This window comes from Streptomyces phaeofaciens, from assembly GCF_014648915.1.
In the GTDB taxonomy this organism is placed as follows: domain Bacteria; phylum Actinomycetota; class Actinomycetes; order Streptomycetales; family Streptomycetaceae; genus Streptomyces; species Streptomyces phaeofaciens.
In genome coordinates, this window is record NZ_BMSA01000002.1 from 714,570 (window position 1) to 738,184 (window position 23,615).

Below are 23,615 nucleotides of genomic sequence, written 5' to 3' on the forward strand. Positions count from 1 at the left end.
CGATGACTACCGGGACTGCTGCGCCGGCACCCCGCGGGAGATCGGCTCGTCGTCCGTGGACGGCGCGCCGGCCGCGGCCACCGCGGCACCCGTCAGCGTGGCGAGCATCTCGCGGACGTTCGTCAGCTGGGCGTTGATGCTGTCGCGGCGGTTGGTGAGAGCCGCCAGCTCGCGCTCGGACTCGGAACGGATCCGGTCCGCCTTGGCGTTGGCGTCGGCCACGATGTCCTCGGCCTGGCGCTGCGCCGTCTCGACGGTCTGGCGGGCACGGCGCTCGGCGTCCGTGCGCAGCTTCTCCGCCTCCAGGCGCAGCTGCTCCGCACGGTGCTCGATCTCCGCGAGCCGCTTCTCCGCCTTCTGCTGACGGGAGGCCAGGTCGCGCTCGGACTGCTCGCGGCGCTTGGCCAGGTTCGTCTCGAAGTCGGCGGCGGCCTGTGCGGCCTTGGCACGGGTCTCCTCGAAGAGGGCGTCGGCCTCCTCACGCTTCGACTGGGCGTCCTTCTGCGCCTCCTGGCGCAGCTGCGACGCCTCGCTCTTGGCCTTCTCGACGATCCGGACGCCCTCGTCCTCGGCCTTGGCCTTGCGGTCCGCAGCGAACGATTCTGCGTCGTTGCGCACCTGCTGGGCCGCCGACTCGGCGAGCTCGCGGTGCTGCTCGGATGCGCGACGGGCCTCCTCGCGCAGATCCTTGGCCTCCTCCTCGGCGAGGCGGAGGATCTTCTCGACACGCGCGCCGAGACCGGCGTACGACGGCTCGGCGTCGCTTACCTGAGCCTGGGCGTTCTGCGTCTCGAGGTGGAGCTCCTCGATGCGCTTTTCCAGAGCGGTGATGCGGGTGAGAGCGCTGTCACGGTCGGAGACGAGCTTGGAGATCCGTTCGTCCACCTGAGCGCGGTCGTACCCACGCCGCACTAGCTCGAAGCCGTAGGGGGAAGTGTCGCTCATGGGGTTCCTGTCGAATGAGACCGGTGAGGTGATAGGTGGAATCCTAGGGGCCGAAGCGGTGTGTCATCGAGCGGATACGTGTTTGATCTGGAGAATGACACCCCTTTTGAGTGGCTGCACGGCGCGCCGCTTGCCAAATTCTCAGTCAAAGTCCCCAGACTTTAACGCAATCCACACATTCCGCTAGCTGTCCGAGGACTTGCCACCCGTTCGGGGGGCACCGATGCTGGCTCCCGCCTTCACGCCGCCGTCCTTGTTGCCGGACGGCACCTCGAACGACTCCAGCGCCTCCAGGACGTCCTGGACCCGCGAGATCTCGGCGTTGATGTCCTCCCGCCGACGCACCAGGACCTCCAGCTCGCGCTTGCCCTCCTCGACCGTGGCGCGGGCCTCGCGGATCGCCTCGGCCTTCAGCTCCTCGGCCTCCCGGACCAGCGTGGCCTTCTTCTGCTCGGCCTCCTTGAGCAGTCCCTCCGCCTTCTTCACCGCGGCGATACGGACCTTGCCCGCCTCGGAGTTGGCCTCCGACACCAGCTCCTTCGCCTTGGCCTGCGCCTTGACGAGCTGTTCCTCGGACGCCTTGATCAGCGCGTCGCAGCGGTCGCCCGTCGACTTCATCGTCTCGGCGGCCTCACGGCGCGCCCGCTCGTGCAGCTGCTCGATCTCGGTGGTGATGCGGTCGCGCAGCTCCTCCGCCCGCTCCCTTATGGCGGTGGCGTCCCGGCGGGCGCCGATGAGCAGCTCGTCCGCGTCGGTGCGGGACTTCTCCACCCGGGTGTTGCCCTCGACCGTCGCCTCGGAGACCAGCCGTTCGGCCTCCTTGCGGGCCGCGCCGACCATCGTGTCCGCCTGCGATTCGGCGTCCGCGGTGGTCTGCAGCGCCTGCTCCTGCGCCTCGGTGAGCAGCTTGTCCACCTCGGAGGTGGTCTCCGTGATGAGCGTGTCGACCTGCTCGGCCGCCTCGGAGCGCCGCTTGTTGGCCTCCTTGCGGGCCTCGTCCAGCGTCGAGTCGGCCTCGTCGCGGGCGACGCTCAGCATGCGGTCGGCATCCGCCGCCGCCTCACGCTTGACCCGCTCCGCCTCGATCCGGATCCGCTCGGCGTGCTGCTGCGCGGACCCCACCGTGTCGGCGGCCTCGGCACGCAGCCGCTCCGCGTCCCCGGTGGCGTCCTGGATCAGCTTCTCCGCCTTGGCGACCGAATCGGTGCGTACCCGGTCGGCCTCCGCGATCGTCTCGGACTGCAGCCGTTCGGCCTCGGCGATGGTCTCCGTCTGGAGCCGTTCGGCCTCGTTGCGCGCCTCGGTGATCAGCGTGTCGGCCTGCGTCGCCGCGTCCGAACGGATGCGGTTGGCGTCGTCGCGCGCGTCGGCCCGGGTGCGCGAGGCGTCCTGCTCGGCCTGGGCGATGCTGTCCGACGCCTCCGTACGCACCCGCTGGGCGTGCGCGGACGCCTCCGACCGCAGCCGCTCCGCCTCCGCGATGGCCTCGCCGACGGTGCGCTCGGCGAGCGCGTGGGCGGCCTCGGTCTCGTCGCTCGCCTCGCGGCGGAGCCGGCCCGCGTCCTCGGAGGCCCGCTCCCGCTCGGCGTAGGCGTCGGCGCGGACCCGGTCCGCCTCCTCCTCGGCCTCCCGACGGGTGCGGTCCGCCGCGTGCTCGGCGGCACTGCGCAGCCCGGTGATCTCCTCCTGGGCCTGCTCGTGCAGCCCGGACACGGAGTCCCGTACCTGCTGGGCGTGCTGCTCGGCGGCCGACACCATCTCGTTCGCGCGCCGGTCGGCCTCCTCGACCAGCCGGACCGCCTCGGCCTGTGCCTCCTCGACGCGGTTGCGCGCCGAGGCCAGCAGTTCCTCGCTCTGCTCGCGGGCCCGCTCACGCTCCTGGTCGGCCTCCTGGCGGGCGGAACCGAGGAGTTCCTCGGCCTCGCGGCGCCGGCGGACCGCCTCGTCCTGGGCGGCGGCCAGCGTCTCGGACGCCTCGGTGGCCAGCCGCTCGGCGGCGGCCTGCGCCTCCGCGCGGACCCGGTCCGCGGTGTCCTGCGCCTCCGACTTCAGCCGCTCCGCCTCCGCGGCGGCGTCCGACCGCAGCCGTACGGCGACGGCCTCGCCCTCGGCACGCGAGGCGGACGCGTCGGCGGCGGCCTCGGTGCGCAGCCGGTCGGCCTCGTCGGCGGCCTGCTGCTGGAGCGAACGGATCCGCTCGGCGGCCTCCGCGCGCAGCCGCTCGGTCTCCTCGGCGGCCTCGCGGCGGATCCGCGCGGCCTCCTCCCGGGCCTCGGTCAGCGCCTGCTCGGCGGAGGTGAGCCGGGCCTCCGCCTCCGTGTGCAGCCGGGTCAGCTCGTCGGCGGCCTCGGCGCGGCGGGCCTCGACGGCCCGCTCGGTCTCCTCGTGCAGTTCGGTCGCGGCCCGCTCGGCGTCGGCCTTGATGCCCTCGGCCTGCTCCACGACCTCGTCGCGGTGGCGCTCGGCCTCCTTGCGGGTGCGGTCCAGGGTCTCCTCGGCCTGCCGGCGCAGGGTGGTGGCCCGCTCGATGGCCTCGGTCCGGACCTTCTCGCTGTCCGCGGTGGCCTTCTGGCGCAGCTCGTCCGCGTCGACCCGCGCCTTGGACAGCAGCTCCTCGGCGGTCCTGGCCGCCTCCTCGATCTGCTGGACGGCCTCCTTGCGGGCCTCCGCGCGGATCTTCTCGCCCTCGCCGACCGCGTCGGCGCGCAGCTGCTCGGCCTCGCCGCGCAGCCGACGGGCCTCCTCCTGGAGCTCGACCGTCTTGGCGCGGTACTCCTTGGTGTCGTCCTTCGCCGAGCCCTTGAGCTGCTCGGCGATGTCGTGCGCCTCGGCGCGCAGCCGGTCGGCCTCGGTCTCGGCCTCACGACGGATCCGCTCGGCCTCCTCGGCGGCGGCCTTCGTGGTGCCTCGCGCGTCCTCCTGCGCCTTGTTGAGGACGTCCTCGGCGGTCTTGGCCGCCTTCGACAGCTGGGTGGCGCTCTCCTCGGCGGTGAGCGTGCGGGCCTTCTCGGAGGCCTCCGCGACGATCTTCTCGGCCTCGGCGCGCGCGTCGGCGACGACCTGCTCGGCGTCCGCCTTGGTGGTCTCGGCCTCCTTGGTGGCCTCGCTGACCAGCCGGGCGACCTGCTCCTTGGCCGTACGGGTGCGCTGTTCGTTGGTCGACTCGGCGCTCGTGAGCGCCTTCTCGGCGGCCGCCTTGGCCTCGGCGACCAGCTTCTCGGCCTCGGACTGCGCCTTGCGCAGCGCCTCCTCCGCCTCGCCCATCCGGGTCTCGGCGGCGCGGCTCAGCTCACCGGCCTGGCGGCGGGCCGCGTCGGACTCGTTCACCGTGGAGCTGCGCAGCGCCTCGGCGTGGTCGGTGGCCTCCTGGGCCTGGGTGGAGGCGGCGTTGAGCATCCGCTCGGCGTCCGTGCGGGCGCGCAGCAGGAGCTGCTCGGTCTCCGCGCGGGCCGCCTCGGCGTCGGCCTGGAGCCGCTGGCGGGCCTCCGTGGCCACGCGTTCGGCCTCGGCGCGGGCGGCGGCCAGGGACTGCTCGGCCTCGGCCCGCGACTCCTCCATCAGCCGGCGGGCCTGCGCCTCGGAGCGGGCGCGCAGCTGCTCGGCCCACGCCACGTTCTCGTTGACGTGCGACTCGACGGTCTGCCGGCGCTCCGCCAGCTCCTGGTCGAGCTGCTGGCGACGGGTGACCGCCTCCTGGTGCAGCTCCGCCTGGAGCCGGGCCGCCTGTTCGGCGTGCTCCTGGAGGATGCGCTGGGTCTGCGCCCGTGTCTGGCTCAGTTCCCGCTCGGCGTCCTGCCGCAGCTGGTCGGCCTGCATCTGCGCGTTGCGCAGCATCTGCTCGGCCTGGTACCCGAGGTCGCCGCCGTCGAAGGCGGGCCGGGACATGATGGTGCGACGCGCCTCGTGCAACTTGGCGCGCAGCACCTCGACCTGGTAGCCGAGGTCCTCGGCATGCTGAATCGCCTTTTCCCGCTCGGTCTTCAGCCGTTTCATCTCGGCTTCGAACCGAGTCAGGTGATCGACGTCAGCCGCCGGCTCCCGCTCCTGGCTCTCGTAGCCCCGCACTGCGCGGTCCCATCCGTCCCTGGTCGCATGCTTCCCGAACGAGTCCCCGTCCATCCGCCGAACGGGGCCCCCGGGGAATGGTGTCAGATCAACGGCGGAGCATGGGCTGCTGCCCCGACGCTCGTCCCCCGAAACCCGGACCCCGGCCAGGTCCTGCCGTACAACGCGGCAGGACCGATCGCCCTGGCTGCGCGGCGACCGCTGCCAACCCTACCGGCCCATATGTACGAGGGTCAGTGCTCAGGTGACTCAACAGGGGCCGATGTGACCAGTTCTGTCAGTACTCCGTGGCAATCCTTCGGGTGCAGGAAAGTGATTCGTGACCCCATGGAGCCGCGTCGCGGCTCTTCGTACAGAACGCGTACGCCCTTGGAGCGGATGTCCGCGGCGTCTCCGTCCACATCTGCCGTACCGAAAGCGATGTGGTGGACGCCCTCGCCGTTCTTGTCGAGCCACTTGGCGACGGTCGAGTCCGGCCGGGTGGGTTCCAGGAGCTGGAGGTACGAGGCGCCTCCGTCGGACGTATCGTTGATCTTGAGCATGGCCTCGCGCACGCCCTGTTCCTCGTTGACCTCGGAGTGGAACACCTCGAACCCGTAGGTCGAACGGTAGAACTCGACGGTCGCGTCGAGGTCGTGGCAGGCGATCCCGATGTGGTCGATTCGCGTCAGCATGCTGTTAGTGGAGCGCCCCGGCGGTGGTTACGCAACGTGCGCGCGATCACACCGAAGGGCGGATGACGGGTGGAGTACCGCTCAGTACATTCGAAGTAAACCCTCGTTCACTCCTCGGCTGTGCAGGCCGGTAAGGGGATCACAGCTCATGTCTTCTGGAACGAACACCTCGGTGATCGTCGCGGGCGCCCGGACGCCCATGGGTCGGTTGCTGGGCTCGCTGAAGTCCTTCTCGGGAGCCGACCTCGGCGGCTTCGCGATCAAGGCCGCTCTCGACCGTGCGGGGATCGGCGGCGACCAGGTGCAGTACGTGATCATGGGCCAGGTGCTCCAGGCCGGCGCGGGCCAGATCCCGGCCCGCCAGGCCGCGGTCAAGGCGGGCATCCCGATGAACGTCCCGGCGCTCACGATCAACAAGGTGTGTCTGTCGGGCCTCGACGCGATCGCGCTGGCCGACCAGCTGATCCGCGCGGGCGAGTTCGACATCGTGGTGGCCGGCGGCCAGGAGTCCATGACCAACGCCCCCCACCTGCTGCCCAAGTCCCGTGAGGGCTTCAAGTACGGCGCGATCGAGATGCTCGACGCGATGGCGTACGACGGCCTCACCGACGCCTTCGAGAACATCGCCATGGGCGAGTCGACCGAGAAGCACAACACGCGCCTGGGCATCAAGCGCCCCGAACAGGACGAGATCGCCGCCCTGTCCCACCAGCGCGCCGCCGCCGCGCAGAAGAACGGCGTCTTCGAGGCGGAGATCACCCCCGTCGAGATCCCGCAGCGCAAGGGCGAGCCGGTCGTCTTCAGCAAGGACGAGGGCATCCGCGGCGACACCACGGTGGACTCCCTCGGCAAGCTCCGCCCGGCGTTCACCCGGGACGGCACGATCACCGCCGGCACCTCCTCGCAGATCTCGGACGGCGCCGCGGCCGTGGTCGTGATGAGCAAGGCCAAGGCGGAGGAGCTGGGCCTGGCCTGGATCGCCGAGATCGGCGCCCACGGCAATGTCGCCGGGCCGGACAACTCGCTCCAGTCCCAGCCGTCCAACGCCATCAAGCACGCCCTGGGCAAGGAGGGCCTGGAGGTCTCCGACCTCGACCTCATCGAGATCAACGAGGCCTTCGCCGCCGTCGCCGTCCAGTCAATGAAGGACCTCGGCGTGTCCACGGAAAAGGTGAACGTCAACGGTGGTGCCATCGCCCTGGGCCACCCGATCGGCATGTCCGGTGCCCGGGTCGTGCTGCACCTGGCCCTGGAGCTCAAGCGCCGTGGCGGCGGGGTCGGCGCGGCCGCGCTGTGCGGCGGCGGCGGTCAGGGCGACGCGCTGATCGTGCGGGTCCCCAAGGCCTGAGACCCGCTGTCCGACCCTTTCTGAACGGAGCTGTGATGCAGGACGTCTCCTCGCTGGTCGCCCAGGCCAGGGAAGGCCGGCCACGGGCCGTGGCCCGGCTGATCTCCCTGGTGGAGGGGGCGTCCCCGCAGCTCCGGGAGGTGATGGCGGCGCTCGCCCCGCTGACGGGCAACGCCTACGTGGTGGGCCTGACCGGCTCGCCGGGCGTGGGCAAGTCCACGTCCACCTCGGCGCTGGTGACGGCGTACCGCAAGCAGGGCAGGCGGGTCGGCGTCCTGGCCGTCGACCCGTCCTCGCCCTTCTCCGGCGGCGCCCTGCTCGGCGACCGCGTCCGGATGTCGGACCACTCCTCCGACCCCGGCGTCTACATCCGCTCCATGGCCACCCGGGGCCATCTGGGCGGCCTCGCCTGGGCCGCCCCGCAGGCGATCCGCGTCCTGGACGCGGCGGGCTGCGACGTGATCCTGGTCGAGACGGTCGGCGTCGGCCAGTCGGAGGTCGAGATCGCCTCCCAGGCCGACACGAGCGTGGTCCTGCTGGCCCCCGGCATGGGCGACGGCATCCAGGCCGCCAAGGCGGGCATCCTGGAGATCGGCGACGTGTACGTGGTCAACAAGGCCGACCGTGACGGCGCCGACGCCACCGCACGTGAGCTGAACCACATGCTGAGCCTCGGCCCGTCCCGTGGCCCCGGCGACTGGCGCCCGCCGATCGTCAAGACGGTCGCCGCCCGCGCCGAGGGCATCGACGAGGTCGTCGAGGCCCTGGAGAAGCACCGGGCCTGGATGGAGGAGCGCGGTGTCCTGGCGGACCGCCGCCGCTCCCGCGCCTCCCGCGAGGTCGAGACGATCGCCGTCACCGCCCTGCGCGAACGCATCGGCGACCTCCACGGCGACCGCCGCCTCAGCACCCTGGCGGACCGCATCGTCGCCGGTGAACTGGACCCGTACCGAGCCGCGGACGAACTGGTGACGGGGCTCACCCAGGGCTAGGCGCCGACCGTCGTCGGTCGTCCGTCAGTCGTCCTGGTCCTGGGTGGCCTTGCCCGTGCGGGCGTCGACCGTCCACGCGCCGGACGTGGCGGTGTCGACGCTCCACGTGGTGGCGCCCTCGCCCTCGTCGTCGTTGAGGTCGACCTCCGTGACGCTGCCCTCGGGGGCGACGGCCCGGGCGGCCTCGCGGGCGTCGACGGTCGTGTTCCGCAGGGCGGTGAGATCCTCGCGGCCGTCGTCGCCGGTGTCGCGGTGGGCGCCGAGGACCTTGCCGGTGTCCGGGGAGACGGTGACCGTGTACGCGGTGGCGTCGGCCCGGACGACGTCCACCTGCCAGGTGCCGGCATCGGCGCCGTCGTCCTCGCGCTCGGCGGCGACGGCGGTGCCCGGAGTGTGCGCCAGCGCGGCCGCGATCGCCTCCGTGACCTCGGTCTTCGCGGTGCCGGAGGCCGGCTTCGCCTCGGTCCGCGGCAAGGCGTCGGCCGTCCCGGGCGCACCGTCCGCGAAGGCGATCGCGGCGCCCGAGCCGAGCACGAGGGACGTGGCGACGGCGGCGATGACGAGCTTGCGCTTCATGGGGGTTCCTCCCGGGTCGGGTTGCTGTCGGTCTCGACGGGAACCACGCTGCCCGAGCCCGGCTGAAGGCACCCTGAAGGAGCCTGAAGACCGCTTCAGGTTCGGTTTGGCACCCTGAACCCCATGCGCCCGCCCGTCACCCGCCACCACCCCGCCGAAGGCGACGCACGCCGGCCCTTCCGGCTGCTGATCGTCGAGGACGAACGCCGGCTCGCCCTGTCCCTGGCCAAGGGCCTGGCCGCCGAGGGATACGCCGTCGACGTCGTCCACGACGGCCTGGAGGGTCTGCACCGGGCGGGCGAATCGCCGTACGACCTGCTCGTCCTCGACATCATGCTGCCCGGGATGAACGGCTACCGGGTCTGCTCCGCCCTGCGTGCCGCCGGCGACGACGTGCCGATCCTGATGCTCACCGCCAAGGACGGCGAGTACGACGAGGCGGAGGGCCTGGACACGGGTGCGGACGACTATCTGACCAAGCCGTTCTCGTACGTCGTCCTCGTCGCCCGGATCAAGGCCCTGCTGCGGCGCCGCGCGCGGGGCGCCGGGGCCTCGCGCGTCCATGTCCTCGGGGAGCTGCGGGTCGACACCGCCGCCCGGCGGGTCCTGCTCGCCGGGGACGAGGTGGCGCTCACCGCGAAGGAGTTCGCCGTCCTGGAGCAGCTGGTGACACGGGCCGGCGAGGTGGTGTCCAAGGCCGAGATCCTCGACGCCGTCTGGGACTTCGCCTACGACGGCGACCCCAACATCGTCGAGGTGTACGTCAGCGCGCTGCGCCGCAAGCTGGGCGCCGGGCTCATCCGGACCGTGCGCGGCGCCGGGTACCGGCTGGAGCGGCCGGAGCGGCCGGAGACGGTGCGATGAGGCGCCGGTTCGGCTCGGTCCGGGCGCGGGCGACGCTCGGCGCCACCCTCGTCGTCGCCGTCGCCCTGCTCGTGGCCGGCGCCGCCGTGCTGCTGTCGCTGCGCTCCAGCCTCACCGACCAGGCCGGCGGCCGGGCGGAGCGCACCGCCCGGGCCGTCGCCGCCCAGCTGGCCGTCGGGACGCCGTACGACGGCCTCTCCTCGATGGACGACGACGAGCGGCCGGTCCGGATCGTGGACGCCACCGGCCGGCCGGTCGCCTCCAGCGAGGACCTGGAGCGGATCGACACGGCGGGCGTGGCCGCCACCGCCGTCTTTGACGATGACTCCGACGACTCCGCCGACGGCCTCGAACCCGGCGAGATCGACGACGAGACCCTCTTCACCGACGGCTCCGCGACCGTCGACGGCGAGAGCGCCGACTACCGGTTCGCCTCCGTCGGCGTGCGGGACCCGGCGAAGGGCCTGCTCACCGTCCACGCGGGCGCGCCCCTGGAGGCCGAGCGGAGCGCCGTGCGCACCGCCCTCACCGCCCTGCTGATCGGCTTCCCGCTGCTGCTCGCGGTCGTGGCGGGCGTGACCTGGCTGGTCACCCGGCGGGCGCTGCGCCCGGTCGAGGGGATCCGGCGGGAGATGGCCGCGATCACCGCCTCCGCGGACCTCGGGCGCCGGGTGCCCGAGCCGGACACCCACGACGAGGTCGCCCGGCTGGCCCGGACGACGAACGAGACGCTGGCCGCGCTGGAGACCTCCGTGGAGCGCCAGCGCCGCTTCGTCGCCGACGCCTCCCACGAGCTGCGCAGCCCCATCGCCTCGCTGCGCACCCAGCTGGAGGTGGGCGCCGCCCACCCCGGGCTGCTGGATGTGGCGGGCGCGGTCGAGGACACCGTACGGCTGCAACGGCTGGCGGCCGATCTGCTGCTGCTCGCCCGGCTGGACGCGGGGGAGGGGCCGGTGCAGGGCGCGCGGGTCGACCTGGCGGCGCTGGTGCGCGAGGAGGCGGCGGGGCGGGCCGGGGTGCGGGTGGACGTCGAGCCGGTGGAGGTGGCCGGGTCGCGGGGGCAGCTGGGGCGGGTGCTGGCCAACCTGCTCGACAACGCGCGGCGGCACGCCCGTTCGGCGGTCGTCGTGACCGTGCGCCGGGAGGGTGCCCTGGTGTTCGTCGGGGTCGCCGACGACGGGGACGGGGTGCCCGAGGCGGACCGGGAGAGGATCTTCGAGCGGTTCGTCCGGCTGGACGACGCGCGGGGCCGGGACGACGGCGGGGCGGGCCTGGGCCTGGCCATCGCCCGGGATGTGGCCGTCCGGCACGGCGGCACGCTCACGGTCCGTCGGACGCCGGCGGGCGGAGCCCTGTTCGAGCTCCGCCTGCCGGTCTGCCAGGACCTGCCCCAGGGAGGGTCTCCCTAGGCGCCTACGGGCGTCCGCGCTGCCCGCGGAGGTGTTCCGCGATGGGCTTGAGGGACTTGTCGAGGTCGGTGAGCGCCTCGGGCGTGAGCAGGTCGATGAAGTGGCGCCGCACGGACGCCACGTGGTGGGGCGAGACCTTCTTCATCGTCTCCATGCCGTGCTCGGTCAGCACCGCGTACAGGCCGCGGCGGTCGGACTCGCAGTTCTCACGGCGCACCAGGTTCGCGTTCTCCATGCGGGTGATCTGGTGCGAGAGACGGCTCTTGGACTGGAGGGTGGCGGACGCGAGGTCGCTCATCCGCATCCGGACGTCCTCCGACTCGGAGAGATTCACCAGGATCTCGTAGTCGTTCATCGTCAGGCCGAACGGCTGGAGATCCTTCTCGAGCTGGTACGTCAACAGTCTGTTGACCTCCAGGTGGGTGCGCCAGGCGCACTGCTCCGCATCGGTCAGCCAGCGAGTGGCCGTTTCGGTCTCCATGAATGAAGTCTACCTAAAATGTTGAAATGCGTACTAGTGAGGGTTCGTGTGACAGCGGGCACGCGTTCGATGTCACACTCCGCAGACTACCGCTCACAGCCCGAAGCGACGCTGGAGGTCCCCCAGCTGTCCGGGAAGGCGCGGTCCCCCCGACTGTCCGCCGTGCCCGCCCGGCATGCCGGGCGTCCCACCGCCGCCGGGCACTCCCGGCTGGTGCGGAACGGCCCCCGTGGCCTGCTCGGCCATCAGGGTCTCGGTCGACTGGAGGAGCACCGTCCCGGCGCCCACGAACTCGAACTGGTGCTCCTCCCCGGAAGCCCCGCCCAGCCCTGTCAGCGCACGTAGACCGCCCATGACGCCGGTCATGTACCCGTGGTCGTAGTGATGGCAGGGCGAGGGGCAGTCGGCCCAGCCGACGAGCGCCTGCGGGTCCACCCGGATCGGAGGTTCCATGAACACCACCGGACCGTTAGATGCGGCGACGAACTTTCCGGTTCCGATCAGCGTGAGGAAACCCGGCACGATCGATTGCTTCAGCGACAGACTTGGCTGAAAAGCGAGCAGATTGCCCGAGCGAATGGTCAGGTTGCCGTTGTCCAGGTCGTAGGAATTCACATCGAAGGCCCGGTCGGCGAGGAGCATCTTGCCCGAGCCCTCGGCCACGACCCAGTCGCTCGCGTGCAGAGGCGAATGGAACGACGTACGTACCAGACGGTCCAGACGGCCGTGTCCGACGCCGTTGAAGTCGATCGAGCCGTAGTAGGCGATCATCTTCCCCTTCTGGAGGAACCACTGGCTCCCCTTCAGCTCCACGCAGAAGGTGTACGCGTTCACGTTGTCGTCGACCGGGAGGGTCATGGGGTCGTGCACGGTCGGTCCCGCGCCCGGGTAGCCGCTCACAGTTTCTCCTCCGACGCCTGGACGAACACCGCACCGCTGCCGCTCAGCTCCAGCTGGAACGCCTCTCCGGAACCGCGGCCCACCATGTCCCGCCAGCCCAGCGCCGTCGACAGTTTGTTGCGGACGTCGCCGTGGTGGGCGACGTACGCCTGCGGGTCGACATGGATCGGGCGCTGCGGGGTGATGGGGATCTCGAAGACACCGCCGTGGGCCATCACGGCGACCGCGCCGTGGCCCTTCAGCGTCGTGGTGAACAGGCCCTGACCGCTGACCTGGCCCCGGACCATGCCCATGACCCCGCCCTGCGAGCCCAGGAACATGGTGCCCTGCTGGAGGGTGCCCTCGAAGGCCAGCAGGCGGTCCGCCTCGACGCAGAGGGTGTCCCCGGTGAGCTGGATGACGTGCACGTGGTGACCGCCGTGCCCGAAGAGGACCGTGCCGCTGCCCTCGACGCTCATCAGGGGCGTGTCCTCGTTGGCGAGCCGCCGCCCGATCATGGACATCACGCCGCCCTGGCCGCCCTGCATGTTCGGGGTGAAGGACACCTCGCCGCGGTACGCCAGCATGGCGCCGCGCTGACTGAACAGCCGCTGGCCGGGCACCACCGTGGCCTCGACCATCTTGGAGTTGATCTCGCGGAAGGTCATGTCACACGTCCCCCGCGATCGTGTTGCGCTCGCTCGGCTGGACGTACACCAGGCCGTCCCCCTCGAACCGGATCTGGAAGGCCTCGCCGCCGCCCTCGCCCAGGAGTGTGCGGAACGTCACCCCGGACTGGAAGGACTGCCGGACGTTGCCCTGGTGCGCGATGTACGCGCCGGGGTCGACGGTCAGCGGGTACTGCGGGCTGACCCGCAGCACGACGGCCGGCCCGTCGGAGGTGAGGGCCGCCTGGCCGTGCCCCTCGACGGTCGTCGTGAACAGACCGTTGCCCTGGGTCGCCCCGCGCAGCCCGGTGAAACTCGTCCCCGTCCGCAGGCCCGCCTCGGTCGCGAGCAGATTGCTCGACTCCACGTACAGCTTGTCCCCCTGGAGACGGACGAGATTGATCTCCGAGGCGCGGTCGGCGAACCAGCACGTGCCCTGTCCTGTCACCTCCATCACGGTCATCTGCTCGCCGGTGAGCCGCCGGGTCACCATCCCCCGGATGCCCTCACCGCCGCCACTGAGCTTCTTGAAGGTCATCTGACCGTCGTACGCGACCATCGAGCCGTTCTTCGCCTTCACGGCGTCCCCGGTCATGTCGACGGCGAGCACCTTGCTGCCTTGCAGTCGGAACATCGCCACGCTGCGAAAGGTAGCGGTCGCCGGGGTGGAGGGAACAGGGCCCATGGGTGGATTCCGACCCTGACGGCACCCCTAGGGGGACCGTTTGCCACAATGGGCGCACGCTTGTGCGCGCGTTCACAAGTCGCCCCGCCAACGACGCCGAACTTCCCGAAGGTGACCCCCGTGGACCTGAAGACAGCCTCCGCCCTCCGCCGCCTGCGCCTGGTCTCCGCCCCCGAGGCCGTGTCCTTCCTGCTGCTGCTCGTCTGCTCGGTGCTGAAGCGGACCACGGACTTCAACGCAGTGCCCGTGATGGGCATGCTCCACGGCGTGCTGTTCGTCCTCTACGTGCTCTTCTGGGCGGACGCCTGGAACCGCGCGAAGTGGTCGCCGAAGACCGCGGCCCTCTACTTCGTGCTCTCCGTCCTGCCGACCGGCGGCTTCTTCGCCGAGCGCAGGCTGCGCCGTGAGGCCGAGAACGCCGTCGACGCCGCCATCGCCTCCCGCGCCCGCAAGGAAGGGGCCGTCAGCGCATGATCGTCGCCTTCTCGGTCACCCCGCTGGGCGTCGGCGAGGACGTCGGCGAGTACGTCGCCGACGCCGTCCGGGTCGTCCGCGAGTCCGGCCTGCCGAACCGCACCGACGCCATGTTCACCTCGGTCGAGGGCGAGTGGGACGAGGTCATGGACGTCGTCCGGCGCGCCGTCGCCGCCGTGGAGCAACGCGCGCCCCGGGTCTCCCTGGTCCTCAAGGCGGACATCCGCCCCGGCGTCACGGACGGGCTGACGTCCAAGGTGGAGACGGTGGAGCGGTACCTGGGGGAGTAGGCCGCACGCCGCGTGTCCCACCGGAGTCCGCGCACCGGGCGCAGCCCCGGCCGCGCGTCTCACCGGCGCGCGGACGCCCGCCGCAGGTACTGCCGCACCGCCCGCTGGGCCACCGGGCCCAGCTCCTCCAGCGCGGCGACCAGCAGGCCCAGCTGCTCCAGGGCGTCCAGCGCGGCCGTGGCCCCGGCGGCGTCGACGCCTTCGTACAGCTCGATGCCGACGAAGGACGCCGCCACCGCCCGGGCCAGGCCCGACGGATCGGTGAACTCGCCGAACGGGGTGCCTTCGAGCACCCGGTCCAGGACCTTCTCGATCTCCACGATCCACAGGTCGAGACCGGCGGCCGTGGCCGGGCCGAGCGCCTCGTGCGTCTGCGCGCCGGCCAGCAGCTGGCCCAGCAGCATGACGTGACCGCCGGCCCGCTCCTGCGTGTGGATCTCACGCCCCAGGGCGAGGAGTTCGGCCAGGGAGGCCACCTCGTCGAAGCGGGCACGGTACGGGGAGACCGTGCGCTCGGCCCCGTAGCGGCAGGCCGCCGCGAGGAGTTCGTCGACCGAGCCGAAGTGGTAGAAGACCAGCGCCTGGTTCACCCCGGCGGCCGCGGCGACGGTCCGGGCCGAGGTCTTGGCGATGCCCTGCTCGGCGAGCGTCCGCAGGGCCCCCTCCAGGAGCCGGGTCTTGGTGTCCGTGCTCACGCGCGTGCCTCCTCGCGCACCGGGCGCAGTCCCGGCCGCACCCCCTGGTCGCGGACGTCCGTGTAGGTCGCGGTGAAGGAACCCTCGTAGCCGAAGAGCGGGCCGAAGCGGCGGTTCACCACCCGCACCCGGATGCGGAACCGGTCCGCCCGGTCGTCGTACGACTCCCGTACCTCCGCCCGAGCCCCGATCAGCTCGGGCACGCGCACGTCCACCGGCCCCTCCCGGAAGCGGTGCTCGCCGGAGCGGATCAGCAGGGAGCCGTCCGGCTCGGCGGTGAACCGCAGGTCCGTGGCGAGGTGCTGATGGGTGCCCAGATAGTCGAGGACCCGGTCGCCCCGGGGGCCCAGCACCATCTGGGCGTCGAACCGGCGCGGGCCGTCGGGCAGGTCGAAGGTACGCACGAAGCTCACCGTCTCACGGCCGAAGCCGTCGGTGTACGGAACGTTCTCGATCACGAAGGGAACGTTCCGTCCCGCGCGCGGGAGCAGGATGTTGCGGGTCGCCCCGAGCGCCAGGAACGGCCGGACCCAGGCCCCGCCGTGCCAGATCGTCTCCATCACGCCGCGCCCCGTGCACGCCTCGCCGCTCGCCAGGCCCACCGAGAACCGGCGCCGCAGCCGGGGGTGCAGCCGGTCGAACCCGTCCCCCATCGCCGTACGGAAGATCGAGGTCACCGCGGGTTCTCCAGGGCGCGCAGCACGCGCGGCGCCCGTGCGGGGGTCACCGGCCCGCGCAGACAGCGGCGGGCCGCGGGGGTGTGGGCGAGGGGCGGCGCGCAGAGGGCCACGCAGACCACCACGCTCAGCAGCAGCGGGCACAGGTACGCCAGCGACGCCGCGAGCGCCCCGAACAGCGGCAGGACGGGGCCGATGCCCAGCCAGGCGACGGCGACCACGACCGCACACGCACGTACCGCCAGTTCCACCAGCCAGTTGGCCAGGGCGCGCTCGGGGGTGATGTCCCGCTCCAGCCACAGCCGCAGCCGGTCGAAGGACCAGGCGGTCGCCCAGCCCATCAGCGGGCGCAGGAACAGCCGGTCGACGAGCGCGCCGAAGGCGCCCCAGCGGGGGCGGTAGTCGTAGCCGGTGAGGAAACGGACCCCGTCGCCGTCCGGGACGTAGCGCCAGTAGCCGCTGCCCTCCGCGAGCAGGGACAGGGGGTGCGGGCAGGCGAAGCGCAGGGCGGAGGTGCGGGTGCCGTCCGGGCGTTCCCGCTCGCCGGCCGCCACGCCTGTCCCGGCGAGGGTCAGGAACGGCAGCACGCGCGTGGCGTAGCGGAAGCGCTGCGGTGCGCCTTCCGCGCGCGGGAGATAGGCGATCTCGGTGAATCTCAGGTCCCAACGGCCGTGCAGGGCCGGGTCCTGAGTGCGTGTCCACACCTCGTCCAGGTCGGCGCGGATCCGCGCCTCGATGTAGAGCCCCATGCCAATCCCCCATGTCGGGCCGGTGTTTGAGCGATCGCTCAACTGGTCCGTGGGGGACGGTACACCTGTTTGAGCGGTCGCTCAATGAGGCGACAGAGTGAGGGGTTTCGGGCCGCTCGGGGCGGTGAATGTCTCCCCGGATCGATCACAGGCGAATGGCCGGGTGTTCAGCGGGAGGATGCGTGACAGGGTGGCGTGGGCCGGGACTCCCCGGCAGGGCGGCCGGGGCGTTCGTACTGACGGCACTGCTGTCCGTCCCCGGCACGGGAGGCATCGGCGGGGCGCCCGGGTGCGGGCTCGCCCGGGGCGACCTCACCGTCGACGACCTGCCCACGGGATCCTCGGTGACCCGCTGCGCCGCCGTCGGCCGTCTCGTCACCCGTGAGGGCGTCGGCGTCGCCGTCCCCGAACCCGGCACCACGGTGAGCGTCGAGGCGCTGACCGTGGACGGCTCCGCCCACGGCCTCACCGTGCGGGTCGCCGCCGACGGCACGGTCTCCTACGACGGCGACCACGCCGGTCACGAAGAGCGCACCGGCCGCATCGGCCGGGCCGGCGCCCCGGCGGGCGCGGGCGGCAGCCGCGCCGACTCGCCCGGCCCCTGCACCGACACGGCCTTCACCACCGCGGACCGCAAGGAGTACAACACCTACGACTGGTTCCTCGGCGACGGCCCGCAGCCCGGCGGCGTCACCCCCGCCGAGGCCCGTCGGGCCTTCGAGGACGCCATCGCCACCATCACCGGCAGCCGCAACGACTGCGGCTTCGGCGACAGCGTCATGGCCAAGGCGCGGTACGTGGCCACGACCCACCACGAGGCCGACGTCGACAGCGAGGCCCGCTGCACCACCCGCGACGGACTGAACGTCTGGGACGCGGGCGACCTCAGCAGCAGCGTCGTCGCCACCACCTGCTCCTGGAGCCACCCCGTGCCCGGCCCCCGCCCCGACCAGCTGATCGAGGCCGACGTCCGCTTCAACATCCGCGACTACCGCTTCACCAACCAGCCCACCAGCGACTCCTGCGACAACGCCTACGACATCCGCAGCGTCGCCACGCACGAGGCCGGCCATGTCTTCGGCCTGGGCCACGCGGGCCCCGGCCACGGCAACCTCACCATGTACGCGAACTCCTACGCCTGCTCCACCAGCGCCCGCACCCTCGGCAAGGGCGACGTCCTCGGACTGCGCGACCTGTACTGACCGGCCGGCTCAGGCGGTGCCGCCCGCCACGAGCGCCATCCCCAGCGGCGTCCGCTCGTACAGCACCTGGTGGCCGTAGCGCCGCGCGACGAGCAGCCCGGCGTCCCGCAGCAGCGTCAGATGCGCGGAGACGGACGACGGCGCGAGGCCCAGGCGGTGCGCGACGGCGACGGTGCCGGCCGGTTCGTCGAGCGCGGCCAGCACCGCGGCCCGCCCGCGCCCCAGCAGCCGTACGAGCACCTCGGGCGTCGCCCGGCCGTCGGGCTCGGCCCACAGCCCGCCGATGCCGCGCGCCGGATAGACGAGCGTCGGCTGCCACGGCGGGTCGAAGGTGCTCAGGACGTCCGGCCAGATGAACACGCTCGGCACCAGCACCAGGCCCTGCCCGTCCAGCCGCCGCTCGTGCTCGCCCCGGAACTCGACGGTCAGCGTCCCGGCCTGCCAGCCGCACCGCCGGCTGATCTCCGGCAGCAGCCCGCCGAGCCCCACCTCGGCCAGCCGGCGCGAGTGGAACGCCACGTCCGCCTCCAGCAGGGTGCGCAGCCGGGGCCAGTCCGGCGCCACGAGGGTGCGCCAGATCTCCTCCAGGGTGTCCGACAGCTCCCGGACCATCCCGGCCGGATCCCGCAGCCATCTCCGCCCCCGCGCCGAGCCGAGGGCGCCCGGTGTGTCGGCGAGCGACTGGGCGGTGTCCGCGCGCGCCGCCCGCGGATCGCTCGCCCGCACGGCGGCGATCTCCTCCTCGAAGGAGGCGGCCGGACCGATCGGCGGCGGGCAGAGCCAGTCGGGCGTGTGGCCCCGGCGCGGCATCAGCAGCCACAGCCCCGTCAGGTCCAGCCCCGCCGCCACCGCGCCCATGCGGCGCAGCCAGGGCGCGTGATAGCCGTGCCGGTCGGGCCGCTTGAGCATCCGCACCACCTCCTGCGTCTCCCACAGAGGGGACACGGCGAACCGGCAGCGCAGGAAGTCGTCCTCGCCGAAGTGCAGACGCGAGGGCATGGGACCTACCGGGGGGAGGAGGGGGCTCCCGGACGGCGGGCGCGCCCGGAACATTCGGCTGTGCCCGAAACTATAGGTTCCGCGGCCCGCGCCGAGCACGCTGCCCGTCATGCCAGAGGTCATGACCACCACCCCGCAGGCGCCCCCTTCCGGGTACGCCCGCGTGCTCGCCGTCCCCGAGTTCCGGGCCGTGCTCGCCGCCCACACGCTCTCCCTGCTCGGCGTGATCGTCGCCGAGATCGCCCTGTCCGTCCTCGTCTACGACCTCACGGGCTCGCCCCTCATGAGCGCGCTCACCTTCGCCCTGGGCTTCCTGCCCTACGTCGTCGGCGGCACCCTGCTCGCGGGCGTCGCCGACCGCCGGCCGGCCCGGCGGGTGCTCGTGACCTGCGACCTGGTGTGCGCGGTGTGCGTCGTACCGATGACCCTGCCGGGCGCGCCGCTGGCCGTCCTGCTCGCCCTGCGCTGCGCCCTCGCCGTCGTCTCGCCGGTGTTCGCCGGCACCCGGATGGCGACGCTCACCGACATCCTCGGCGACGGCGACCTGTTCGTCCTCGGCCGCTCCCTGCTGCGGATCGTCTCGCAGAGCGCGCTCCTGACCGGCTACGGTCTCGGCGGCCTGCTGCTCACGGCCGCCTCCCCGCGCCAGGCCCTGCTCGTGACCGTCACCACCTTCCTCGCCTCCGCCGCCGTCCTGCGGCTGGGCACCCGCCGGCGCCCGGCCCGCGCCCGGGACGGCGGCACCCTGGTCGGGGACTCGCTCAAGGGCGCCCGGCTGGTGCTCGCCGACCGGCGGGTGCGGGTGCTGCTCCTGCTCACCTGGATCCCGCCGGTGTTCGCGGTCGCGCCGGAGGCCCTCGCGGCGCCCTACGCCCACGACCTCGGCGCCGGACCGCTCGCCCTCGGCCTGCTGATGTGCGCGCTGCCGGTCGGCACGGTCGCGGGCGAGCTGTACGCGGGGTCCCGGCTGCGCCCCGCCATCCGCGAGCGCGTCGCCCTGCCGCTGGTCTGCGTGACCCTGCTGCCCTACCTCGGCTACGCCCTGCGCCCCGGCCTCGCCGTCTCCCTCCTGCTCCTGGTCGTCTCGGGCGCCGGGGCGGCGTACACCCTCGGACTCGACCAGTGGTTCGTCCGGGCCGTGCCGGAGGAACTGCGCGGCCGGGCGATGACGTTGCTCACCGCCGGGCTCATGACCTTCCAGGGCGTCGGGATGGCGCTGGCCGGGGTCGCGGCGGAGCTGATGGGGGTGCGGGCGGCGGTCGTTGGGGCCGGACTGCTGGGGACCGTGTGCTGTGTGCTGCTCGCCGTGGAGGCCCGGCGGACCGAAAGCCGAGACGGGGCTGCCCAGGATATGACCGGCGGGTAGGGTCTGGTGCCGTGCCGAAGCCGCTCAGCCTCCCTTTCGACCCCATCGCCCGCGCCGACGAGCTCTGGAAGCAGCGCTGGGGCAGCGTGCCCTCCATGGCCGCGATCACCTCGATCATGCGCGCCCACCAGATCCTGCTCGCCGAGGTGGACGCGGTGGTCAAGCCGTACGGGCTGACGTTCGCCCGTTACGAGGCGCTGGTGCTGCTGACCTTCTCCAAGGAGGGCGAGCTGACCATGTCGAAGATCGGCGAGCGGCTCCAGGTGCACCCCACGTCGGTGACGAACACCGTCGACCGTCTGGTGCGCTCCGGCCTGGTCGACAAGCGGCCCAACCCCAACGACGGCCGTGGCACCCTCGCCGTCATCACGGACAAGGGCCGCGAGGTCGTCGAGGCCGCCACCGGCGATCTGATGGCGATGGACTTCGGGCTGGGGGCGTACGACGCGGAGGAGTGCGCGGAGATCTTCGCGATGCTGCGGCCGCTGCGGGTCGCGGCACACGACTTCGAGGACGAGTGACCCGGTCCAAGATCTACCGGAACGGGCCGTTACGCTCGACGGCATGAAGAAGAGCGTGCTGACGCGCTACCGCGTCATGGCCTACGTCACCGGTGTGCTGCTGGTCCTCCTGTGCCTGTGCATGGTCGGCAAGTACGTACTGGACCTGGACGGCGCGGCGGACGCCACCCGGGCCGTCTCCATCGCGCACGGCTGGCTCTACGTCGTCTACCTGGTCTTCGCCTTCGACCTGGGCTCCAAGGCGAAGTGGCCGGTCGCCAAGCAGCTGTGGGTGCTGCTCGCCGGGACGATCCCGACGGCCGCCTTCTTCGTCGAGCGCCGGATCAGCCGCGAGCTGGAGGCGACGCCCGCCGACGCCGAGCCGGCCGTCGCCAAGGCGTAACCCCGCGCCACCGCACTGGGCCCCACCGCCGTACGCGTCGCGTGCGGCGGTGTCGCATCAAGATTTACTAGGACGTCCTACTAATAGCGGTCGACATTTACTAGGACGTCCAAGTAAATTTGAGCCATGGACGCTGACGCCATCGAGGAGGGCCGCCGTCGCTGGCAGGCCCGGTACGACGCTTCGCGCAAGCGCGACGCGGACTTCACCACGCTCTCCGGAGACCCCGTGGAGCCGGTGTACGGGCCCCGGCCCGGCGACACCTACGAGGGCTTCGAGCGGATCGGCTGGCCCGGTGAGTACCCCTTCACCCGCGGTCTGTACCCGACCGGCTACCGGGGCCGGACCTGGACCATCCGCCAGTTCGCCGGGTTCGGCAACGCCGAGCAGACCAACGAGCGCTACAAGATGATCCTGGCCAACGGCGGCGGGGGCCTCTCGGTGGCCTTCGACATGCCGACGCTCATGGGCCGCGACTCCGACGACCGCCGCTCCCTGGGCGAGGTCGGGCACTGCGGGGTCGCCATCGACTCCGCCGCCGACATGGAGGTCCTGTTCAAGGACATCCCCCTCGGCGACGTGACGACGTCGATGACCATCAGCGGTCCGGCCGTCCCCGTCTTCTGCATGTACCTGGTCGCCGCCGAACGCCAGGGCGTCGACCCGGCCGTCCTCAACGGCACGCTCCAGACGGACATCTTCAAGGAGTACATCGCGCAGAAGGAGTGGCTCTTCCCGCCCGAGCCGCACCTGCGCCTCATCGGCGACCTGATGGAGCACTGCGCGGCCGGCATCCCCGCCTACAAGCCGCTGTCGGTCTCCGGCTACCACATCCGCGAGGCGGGCGCGACGGCCGCACAGGAGCTGGCGTACACGCTGGCGGACGGCTTCGGGTACGTCGAACTGGGCCTGTCCCGCGGTCTGGACGTGGACGTCTTCGCCCCCGGCCTCTCCTTCTTCTTCGACGCGCACCTCGACTTCTTCGAGGAGATCGCCAAGTTCCGCGCTGCGCGCAGGATCTGGGCCCGCTGGATGCGCGACGTCTACGGCGCGAAGTCCGAGAAGGCGCAGTGGCTGCGCTTCCACACCCAGACCGCCGGTGTCTCGCTGACCGCCCAGCAGCCGTACAACAACGTGGTGCGTACGGCGGTGGAGGCGCTCTCGGCGATCCTCGGCGGCACCAACTCGCTGCACACCAACGCCCTCGACGAGACGCTCGCGCTGCCGAGCGAGCAGGCCGCCGAGATCGCGCTGCGCACCCAGCAGGTGCTGATGGAGGAGACCGGCGTCGGCAACGTGGCCGACCCGCTGGGCGGTTCCTGGTACGTCGAGCAGCTGACGGACCGCATCGAGGCCGACGCGGAGCGGATCTTCGAGCAGATCAGGGAACGCGGGCTGCGGGCGCACCCCGACGGGCGGCACCCGATCGGTCCGATCACCTCCGGGATCCTGCGCGGGATCGAGGACGGCTGGTTCACCGGCGAGATCGCCGAGTCCGCCTTCCGCTACCAGCAGTCCCTGGAGAAGGGCGAGAAGCGGGTCGTCGGCGTCAACGTCCACACCGGCTCCGTGACCGGCGACCTGGAGATCCTGCGCGTCAGCCACGAGGTGGAGCGGGAGCAGGTCCGCCACCTCGCGCAGCGCAGGGCCGGACGGGACGACGCCCGGGTGCGGGCCGCGCTGGACGCGATGCTCGCCGCCGCCCGGGACGGCGGCAACATGATCGAGCCCATGCTGGACGCCGTCCGCGCCGAGGCGACCCTCGGCGAGATCTGCGACGTCCTGCGCGACGAGTGGGGGGTGTACACCGAACCCGCGGGATTCTAGGCCGGCCTAGAACCTCTCCGGCGCGGACGCCGTCAGGCCGAGGAGGAGGACGCGGGTGAAGTCGCGCACCCACTCCTCGTCGGCCGGCTCCGCGCTGACCAGGGTGCGGTGGACGACCGCGCCCGCGACGACGTCGAAGATGAGGTCGACCGTACGGGCGGCCTCCTCGGGGTCGGTCTCCGTGGGGAGTTCGCCGCGGGTCTGGGCGCGGGCGCGCCCCTCCAGCACGAGATCCTTCTGCGGGTCGACGATGGAGGCGCGGATGCGCTCGCGCAGCGCGTCGTCGCGCGTGGACTCCGCGACCACCGCCATCAGGCCGCTCTTTGCCTCGGGGCGGGCCAGGATCGCCGCGAACTGGAGCACCACGCCCTCGATGTCCGCGGCCAGGCTGCCGCGGTCGGGCAGCTCCAGTTCGCCGAAGAGTTCCGCGACCGCGTCCACGACCAGTTCGTTCTTGCCCGGCCAGCGCCGGTAGAGCGTCGTCTTCGCCACCCCGGCGCGGGTCGCCACGTCCCCCAGGGTGAGCTTCGACCAGCCCAGCTCGACCAGGGCCGCCCGGGTCGCGGCCAGGATCGCCGTGTCGGCGGCGGCGCTGCGCGGGCGGCCGGTACGGCAAACGGGGGTGCGGATCTGCATCCCCCGACCATAACCGCCGTTTTGCGCCATGGCGTTTCCCCTGCGCCCGTGAGGGAGATCACCAGGGAGTGGCCCCATGAAGGCACCCCCTGGCATTACGCTACGACTCGTAGCGAAAGCCCGTGCTGGACGTGCGCGGGCCACGACCGTGGAGCGTGGGGTGGGGACCCCGGCGCTCGTTCGGGAACGCTCGCCGATCGTTTTTCACGTA

The 23,615-nt window shown here is 72.2% G+C and carries 24 protein-coding genes; 11 read left to right on the forward strand and 13 right to left on the reverse strand.

What is annotated here, in order from left to right:
• Window positions 1-6: 6 nt before the first annotated feature.
• The 3 genes from IE275_RS06735 to mce form a co-directional block, all read right to left on the reverse strand.
• Window positions 7-945: a coiled-coil domain-containing protein gene (locus IE275_RS06735; protein WP_189708570.1), complete on the reverse strand. Its 939-nt coding sequence runs from the start codon at window positions 943-945 to the stop codon at window positions 7-9.
• A 183-nt stretch (window positions 946-1,128) separates the two neighbouring features.
• Window positions 1,129-5,010 carry a polarized growth protein Scy gene (gene scy, locus IE275_RS06740; RefSeq protein ID WP_189708572.1) on the reverse strand — a complete coding sequence of 1,294 codons (3,882 nt, stop codon included), beginning with the start codon at window positions 5,008-5,010 and terminating at the stop codon, window positions 1,129-1,131.
• Window positions 5,011-5,243: 233 nt separating this feature from the next.
• Entirely contained in the window at window positions 5,244-5,684 is a 441-nt protein-coding gene (gene mce / locus IE275_RS06745; protein ID WP_189708574.1) for a methylmalonyl-CoA epimerase, read from the reverse strand.
• A gap of 148 nt (window positions 5,685-5,832) precedes the next feature.
• Here mce and IE275_RS06750 point away from each other — a divergent pair, with 148 nt between their 5' ends.
• Window positions 5,833-7,032 (forward strand): acetyl-CoA C-acetyltransferase, encoded by a 1,200-nt coding sequence (locus IE275_RS06750; protein WP_189708576.1) that lies wholly within the window; start codon window positions 5,833-5,835, stop codon window positions 7,030-7,032.
• A gap of 35 nt (window positions 7,033-7,067) precedes the next feature.
• A complete protein-coding gene (gene meaB / locus IE275_RS06755; protein WP_189708578.1) occupies window positions 7,068-8,024 on the forward strand; it encodes a methylmalonyl Co-A mutase-associated GTPase MeaB in 957 nt (318 codons plus the stop codon).
• 24 nt (window positions 8,025-8,048) lie between these two features.
• Here meaB and IE275_RS06760 read toward each other — a convergent pair whose 3' ends face one another.
• Window positions 8,049-8,600, reverse strand: a complete 552-nt coding sequence (locus IE275_RS06760; RefSeq protein ID WP_189708579.1) for a PepSY domain-containing protein — start codon at window positions 8,598-8,600, stop codon at window positions 8,049-8,051.
• Window positions 8,601-8,723: 123 nt separating this feature from the next.
• Between IE275_RS06760 and IE275_RS06765 the strand changes: the two genes are divergently transcribed.
• On the forward strand, window positions 8,724-9,464 hold the full coding sequence (locus IE275_RS06765) for a response regulator transcription factor (RefSeq protein ID WP_189708581.1): 741 nt from the start codon (window positions 8,724-8,726) through the stop codon (window positions 9,462-9,464).
• Window positions 9,461-10,873, forward strand: a complete 1,413-nt coding sequence (locus IE275_RS06770) for a sensor histidine kinase (protein ID WP_189708583.1) — start codon at window positions 9,461-9,463, stop codon at window positions 10,871-10,873. Before IE275_RS06765 ends, IE275_RS06770 begins: the two co-directional genes overlap by 4 nt.
• Window positions 10,874-10,877: 4 nt before the next feature.
• Here IE275_RS06770 and IE275_RS06775 read toward each other — a convergent pair whose 3' ends face one another.
• The 4 genes from IE275_RS06775 to IE275_RS06790 all read right to left on the reverse strand — a co-directional run bounded on the left by IE275_RS06775 (window position 10,878) and on the right by IE275_RS06790 (window position 13,535).
• Window positions 10,878-11,354, reverse strand: a complete 477-nt coding sequence (locus tag IE275_RS06775) for a MarR family winged helix-turn-helix transcriptional regulator (protein ID WP_189708585.1) — start codon at window positions 11,352-11,354, stop codon at window positions 10,878-10,880.
• A 93-nt stretch (window positions 11,355-11,447) separates the two neighbouring features.
• Window positions 11,448-12,254, reverse strand: coding sequence for an AIM24 family protein (locus IE275_RS06780; protein ID WP_189708587.1), 807 nt, complete (start codon window positions 12,252-12,254; stop codon window positions 11,448-11,450).
• Window positions 12,251-12,901 (reverse strand): AIM24 family protein, encoded by a 651-nt coding sequence (locus tag IE275_RS06785; RefSeq protein ID WP_189708589.1) that lies wholly within the window; start codon window positions 12,899-12,901, stop codon window positions 12,251-12,253. The genes IE275_RS06780 and IE275_RS06785 overlap by 4 nt, the downstream gene beginning before the upstream one ends.
• A 1-nt stretch (window position 12,902) precedes the next feature.
• Complete coding sequence (locus IE275_RS06790; RefSeq protein ID WP_189708766.1) at window positions 12,903-13,535, reverse strand: AIM24 family protein; 633 nt, start codon at window positions 13,533-13,535, stop codon at window positions 12,903-12,905.
• A gap of 171 nt (window positions 13,536-13,706) precedes the next feature.
• Between IE275_RS06790 and IE275_RS06795 the strand changes: the two genes are divergently transcribed.
• Window positions 13,707-14,060 carry a DUF3817 domain-containing protein gene (locus IE275_RS06795; RefSeq protein WP_189708591.1) on the forward strand — a complete coding sequence of 118 codons (354 nt, stop codon included), beginning with the start codon at window positions 13,707-13,709 and terminating at the stop codon, window positions 14,058-14,060.
• On the forward strand, window positions 14,057-14,350 hold the full coding sequence (locus tag IE275_RS06800) for an MTH1187 family thiamine-binding protein (protein ID WP_189708593.1): 294 nt from the start codon (window positions 14,057-14,059) through the stop codon (window positions 14,348-14,350). The genes IE275_RS06795 and IE275_RS06800 overlap by 4 nt, the downstream gene beginning before the upstream one ends.
• A gap of 59 nt (window positions 14,351-14,409) precedes the next feature.
• Here the strand turns inward: IE275_RS06800 and IE275_RS06805 are convergent, their stop codons facing one another.
• Genes IE275_RS06805 through IE275_RS06815 form a run of 3 tightly spaced genes read right to left on the reverse strand, consistent with a single transcriptional unit; the run spans window position 14,410 to window position 16,471 of the window.
• On the reverse strand, window positions 14,410-15,045 hold the full coding sequence (locus IE275_RS06805) for a TetR/AcrR family transcriptional regulator (protein ID WP_189708595.1): 636 nt from the start codon (window positions 15,043-15,045) through the stop codon (window positions 14,410-14,412).
• Window positions 15,042-15,722, reverse strand: a complete 681-nt coding sequence (locus tag IE275_RS06810) for a DUF4166 domain-containing protein (RefSeq protein ID WP_189708597.1) — start codon at window positions 15,720-15,722, stop codon at window positions 15,042-15,044. The genes IE275_RS06805 and IE275_RS06810 overlap by 4 nt, the downstream gene beginning before the upstream one ends.
• Window positions 15,719-16,471: a hypothetical protein gene (locus tag IE275_RS06815; protein WP_189708599.1), complete on the reverse strand. Its 753-nt coding sequence runs from the start codon at window positions 16,469-16,471 to the stop codon at window positions 15,719-15,721. The genes IE275_RS06810 and IE275_RS06815 overlap by 4 nt, the downstream gene beginning before the upstream one ends.
• A gap of 182 nt (window positions 16,472-16,653) precedes the next feature.
• Between IE275_RS06815 and IE275_RS06820 the strand changes: the two genes are divergently transcribed.
• Window positions 16,654-17,673 carry a matrixin family metalloprotease gene (locus IE275_RS06820; RefSeq protein WP_229870128.1) on the forward strand — a complete coding sequence of 340 codons (1,020 nt, stop codon included), beginning with the start codon at window positions 16,654-16,656 and terminating at the stop codon, window positions 17,671-17,673.
• A 9-nt stretch (window positions 17,674-17,682) separates the two neighbouring features.
• On the opposite strand, the gene IE275_RS06825 is transcribed toward IE275_RS06820, so the two are convergent.
• A complete protein-coding gene (locus IE275_RS06825) occupies window positions 17,683-18,672 on the reverse strand; it encodes an ArsR/SmtB family transcription factor (RefSeq protein WP_189708603.1) in 990 nt (329 codons plus the stop codon).
• A 109-nt stretch (window positions 18,673-18,781) separates the two neighbouring features.
• Here IE275_RS06825 and IE275_RS06830 point away from each other — a divergent pair, with 109 nt between their 5' ends.
• The 4 genes from IE275_RS06830 to icmA all read left to right on the forward strand — a co-directional run bounded on the left by IE275_RS06830 (window position 18,782) and on the right by icmA (window position 22,768).
• Complete coding sequence (locus IE275_RS06830; protein WP_229870129.1) at window positions 18,782-20,038, forward strand: MFS transporter; 1,257 nt, start codon at window positions 18,782-18,784, stop codon at window positions 20,036-20,038.
• Between the two features lie 11 nt (window positions 20,039-20,049).
• On the forward strand, window positions 20,050-20,559 hold the full coding sequence (locus IE275_RS06835) for a MarR family winged helix-turn-helix transcriptional regulator (RefSeq protein ID WP_189708605.1): 510 nt from the start codon (window positions 20,050-20,052) through the stop codon (window positions 20,557-20,559).
• A 43-nt stretch (window positions 20,560-20,602) separates the two neighbouring features.
• On the forward strand, window positions 20,603-20,941 hold the full coding sequence (locus IE275_RS06840) for a DUF3817 domain-containing protein (RefSeq protein ID WP_189708607.1): 339 nt from the start codon (window positions 20,603-20,605) through the stop codon (window positions 20,939-20,941).
• Window positions 20,942-21,067: 126 nt separating this feature from the next.
• A complete protein-coding gene (gene icmA, locus IE275_RS06845; protein ID WP_189708609.1) occupies window positions 21,068-22,768 on the forward strand; it encodes a coenzyme B12-dependent isobutyryl-CoA mutase large subunit in 1,701 nt (566 codons plus the stop codon).
• Between the two features lie 6 nt (window positions 22,769-22,774).
• Here icmA and IE275_RS06850 read toward each other — a convergent pair whose 3' ends face one another.
• Complete coding sequence (locus IE275_RS06850) at window positions 22,775-23,404, reverse strand: TetR/AcrR family transcriptional regulator (RefSeq protein ID WP_189708611.1); 630 nt, start codon at window positions 23,402-23,404, stop codon at window positions 22,775-22,777.
• Between the last annotated feature and the right edge of the window lie 211 nt (window positions 23,405-23,615).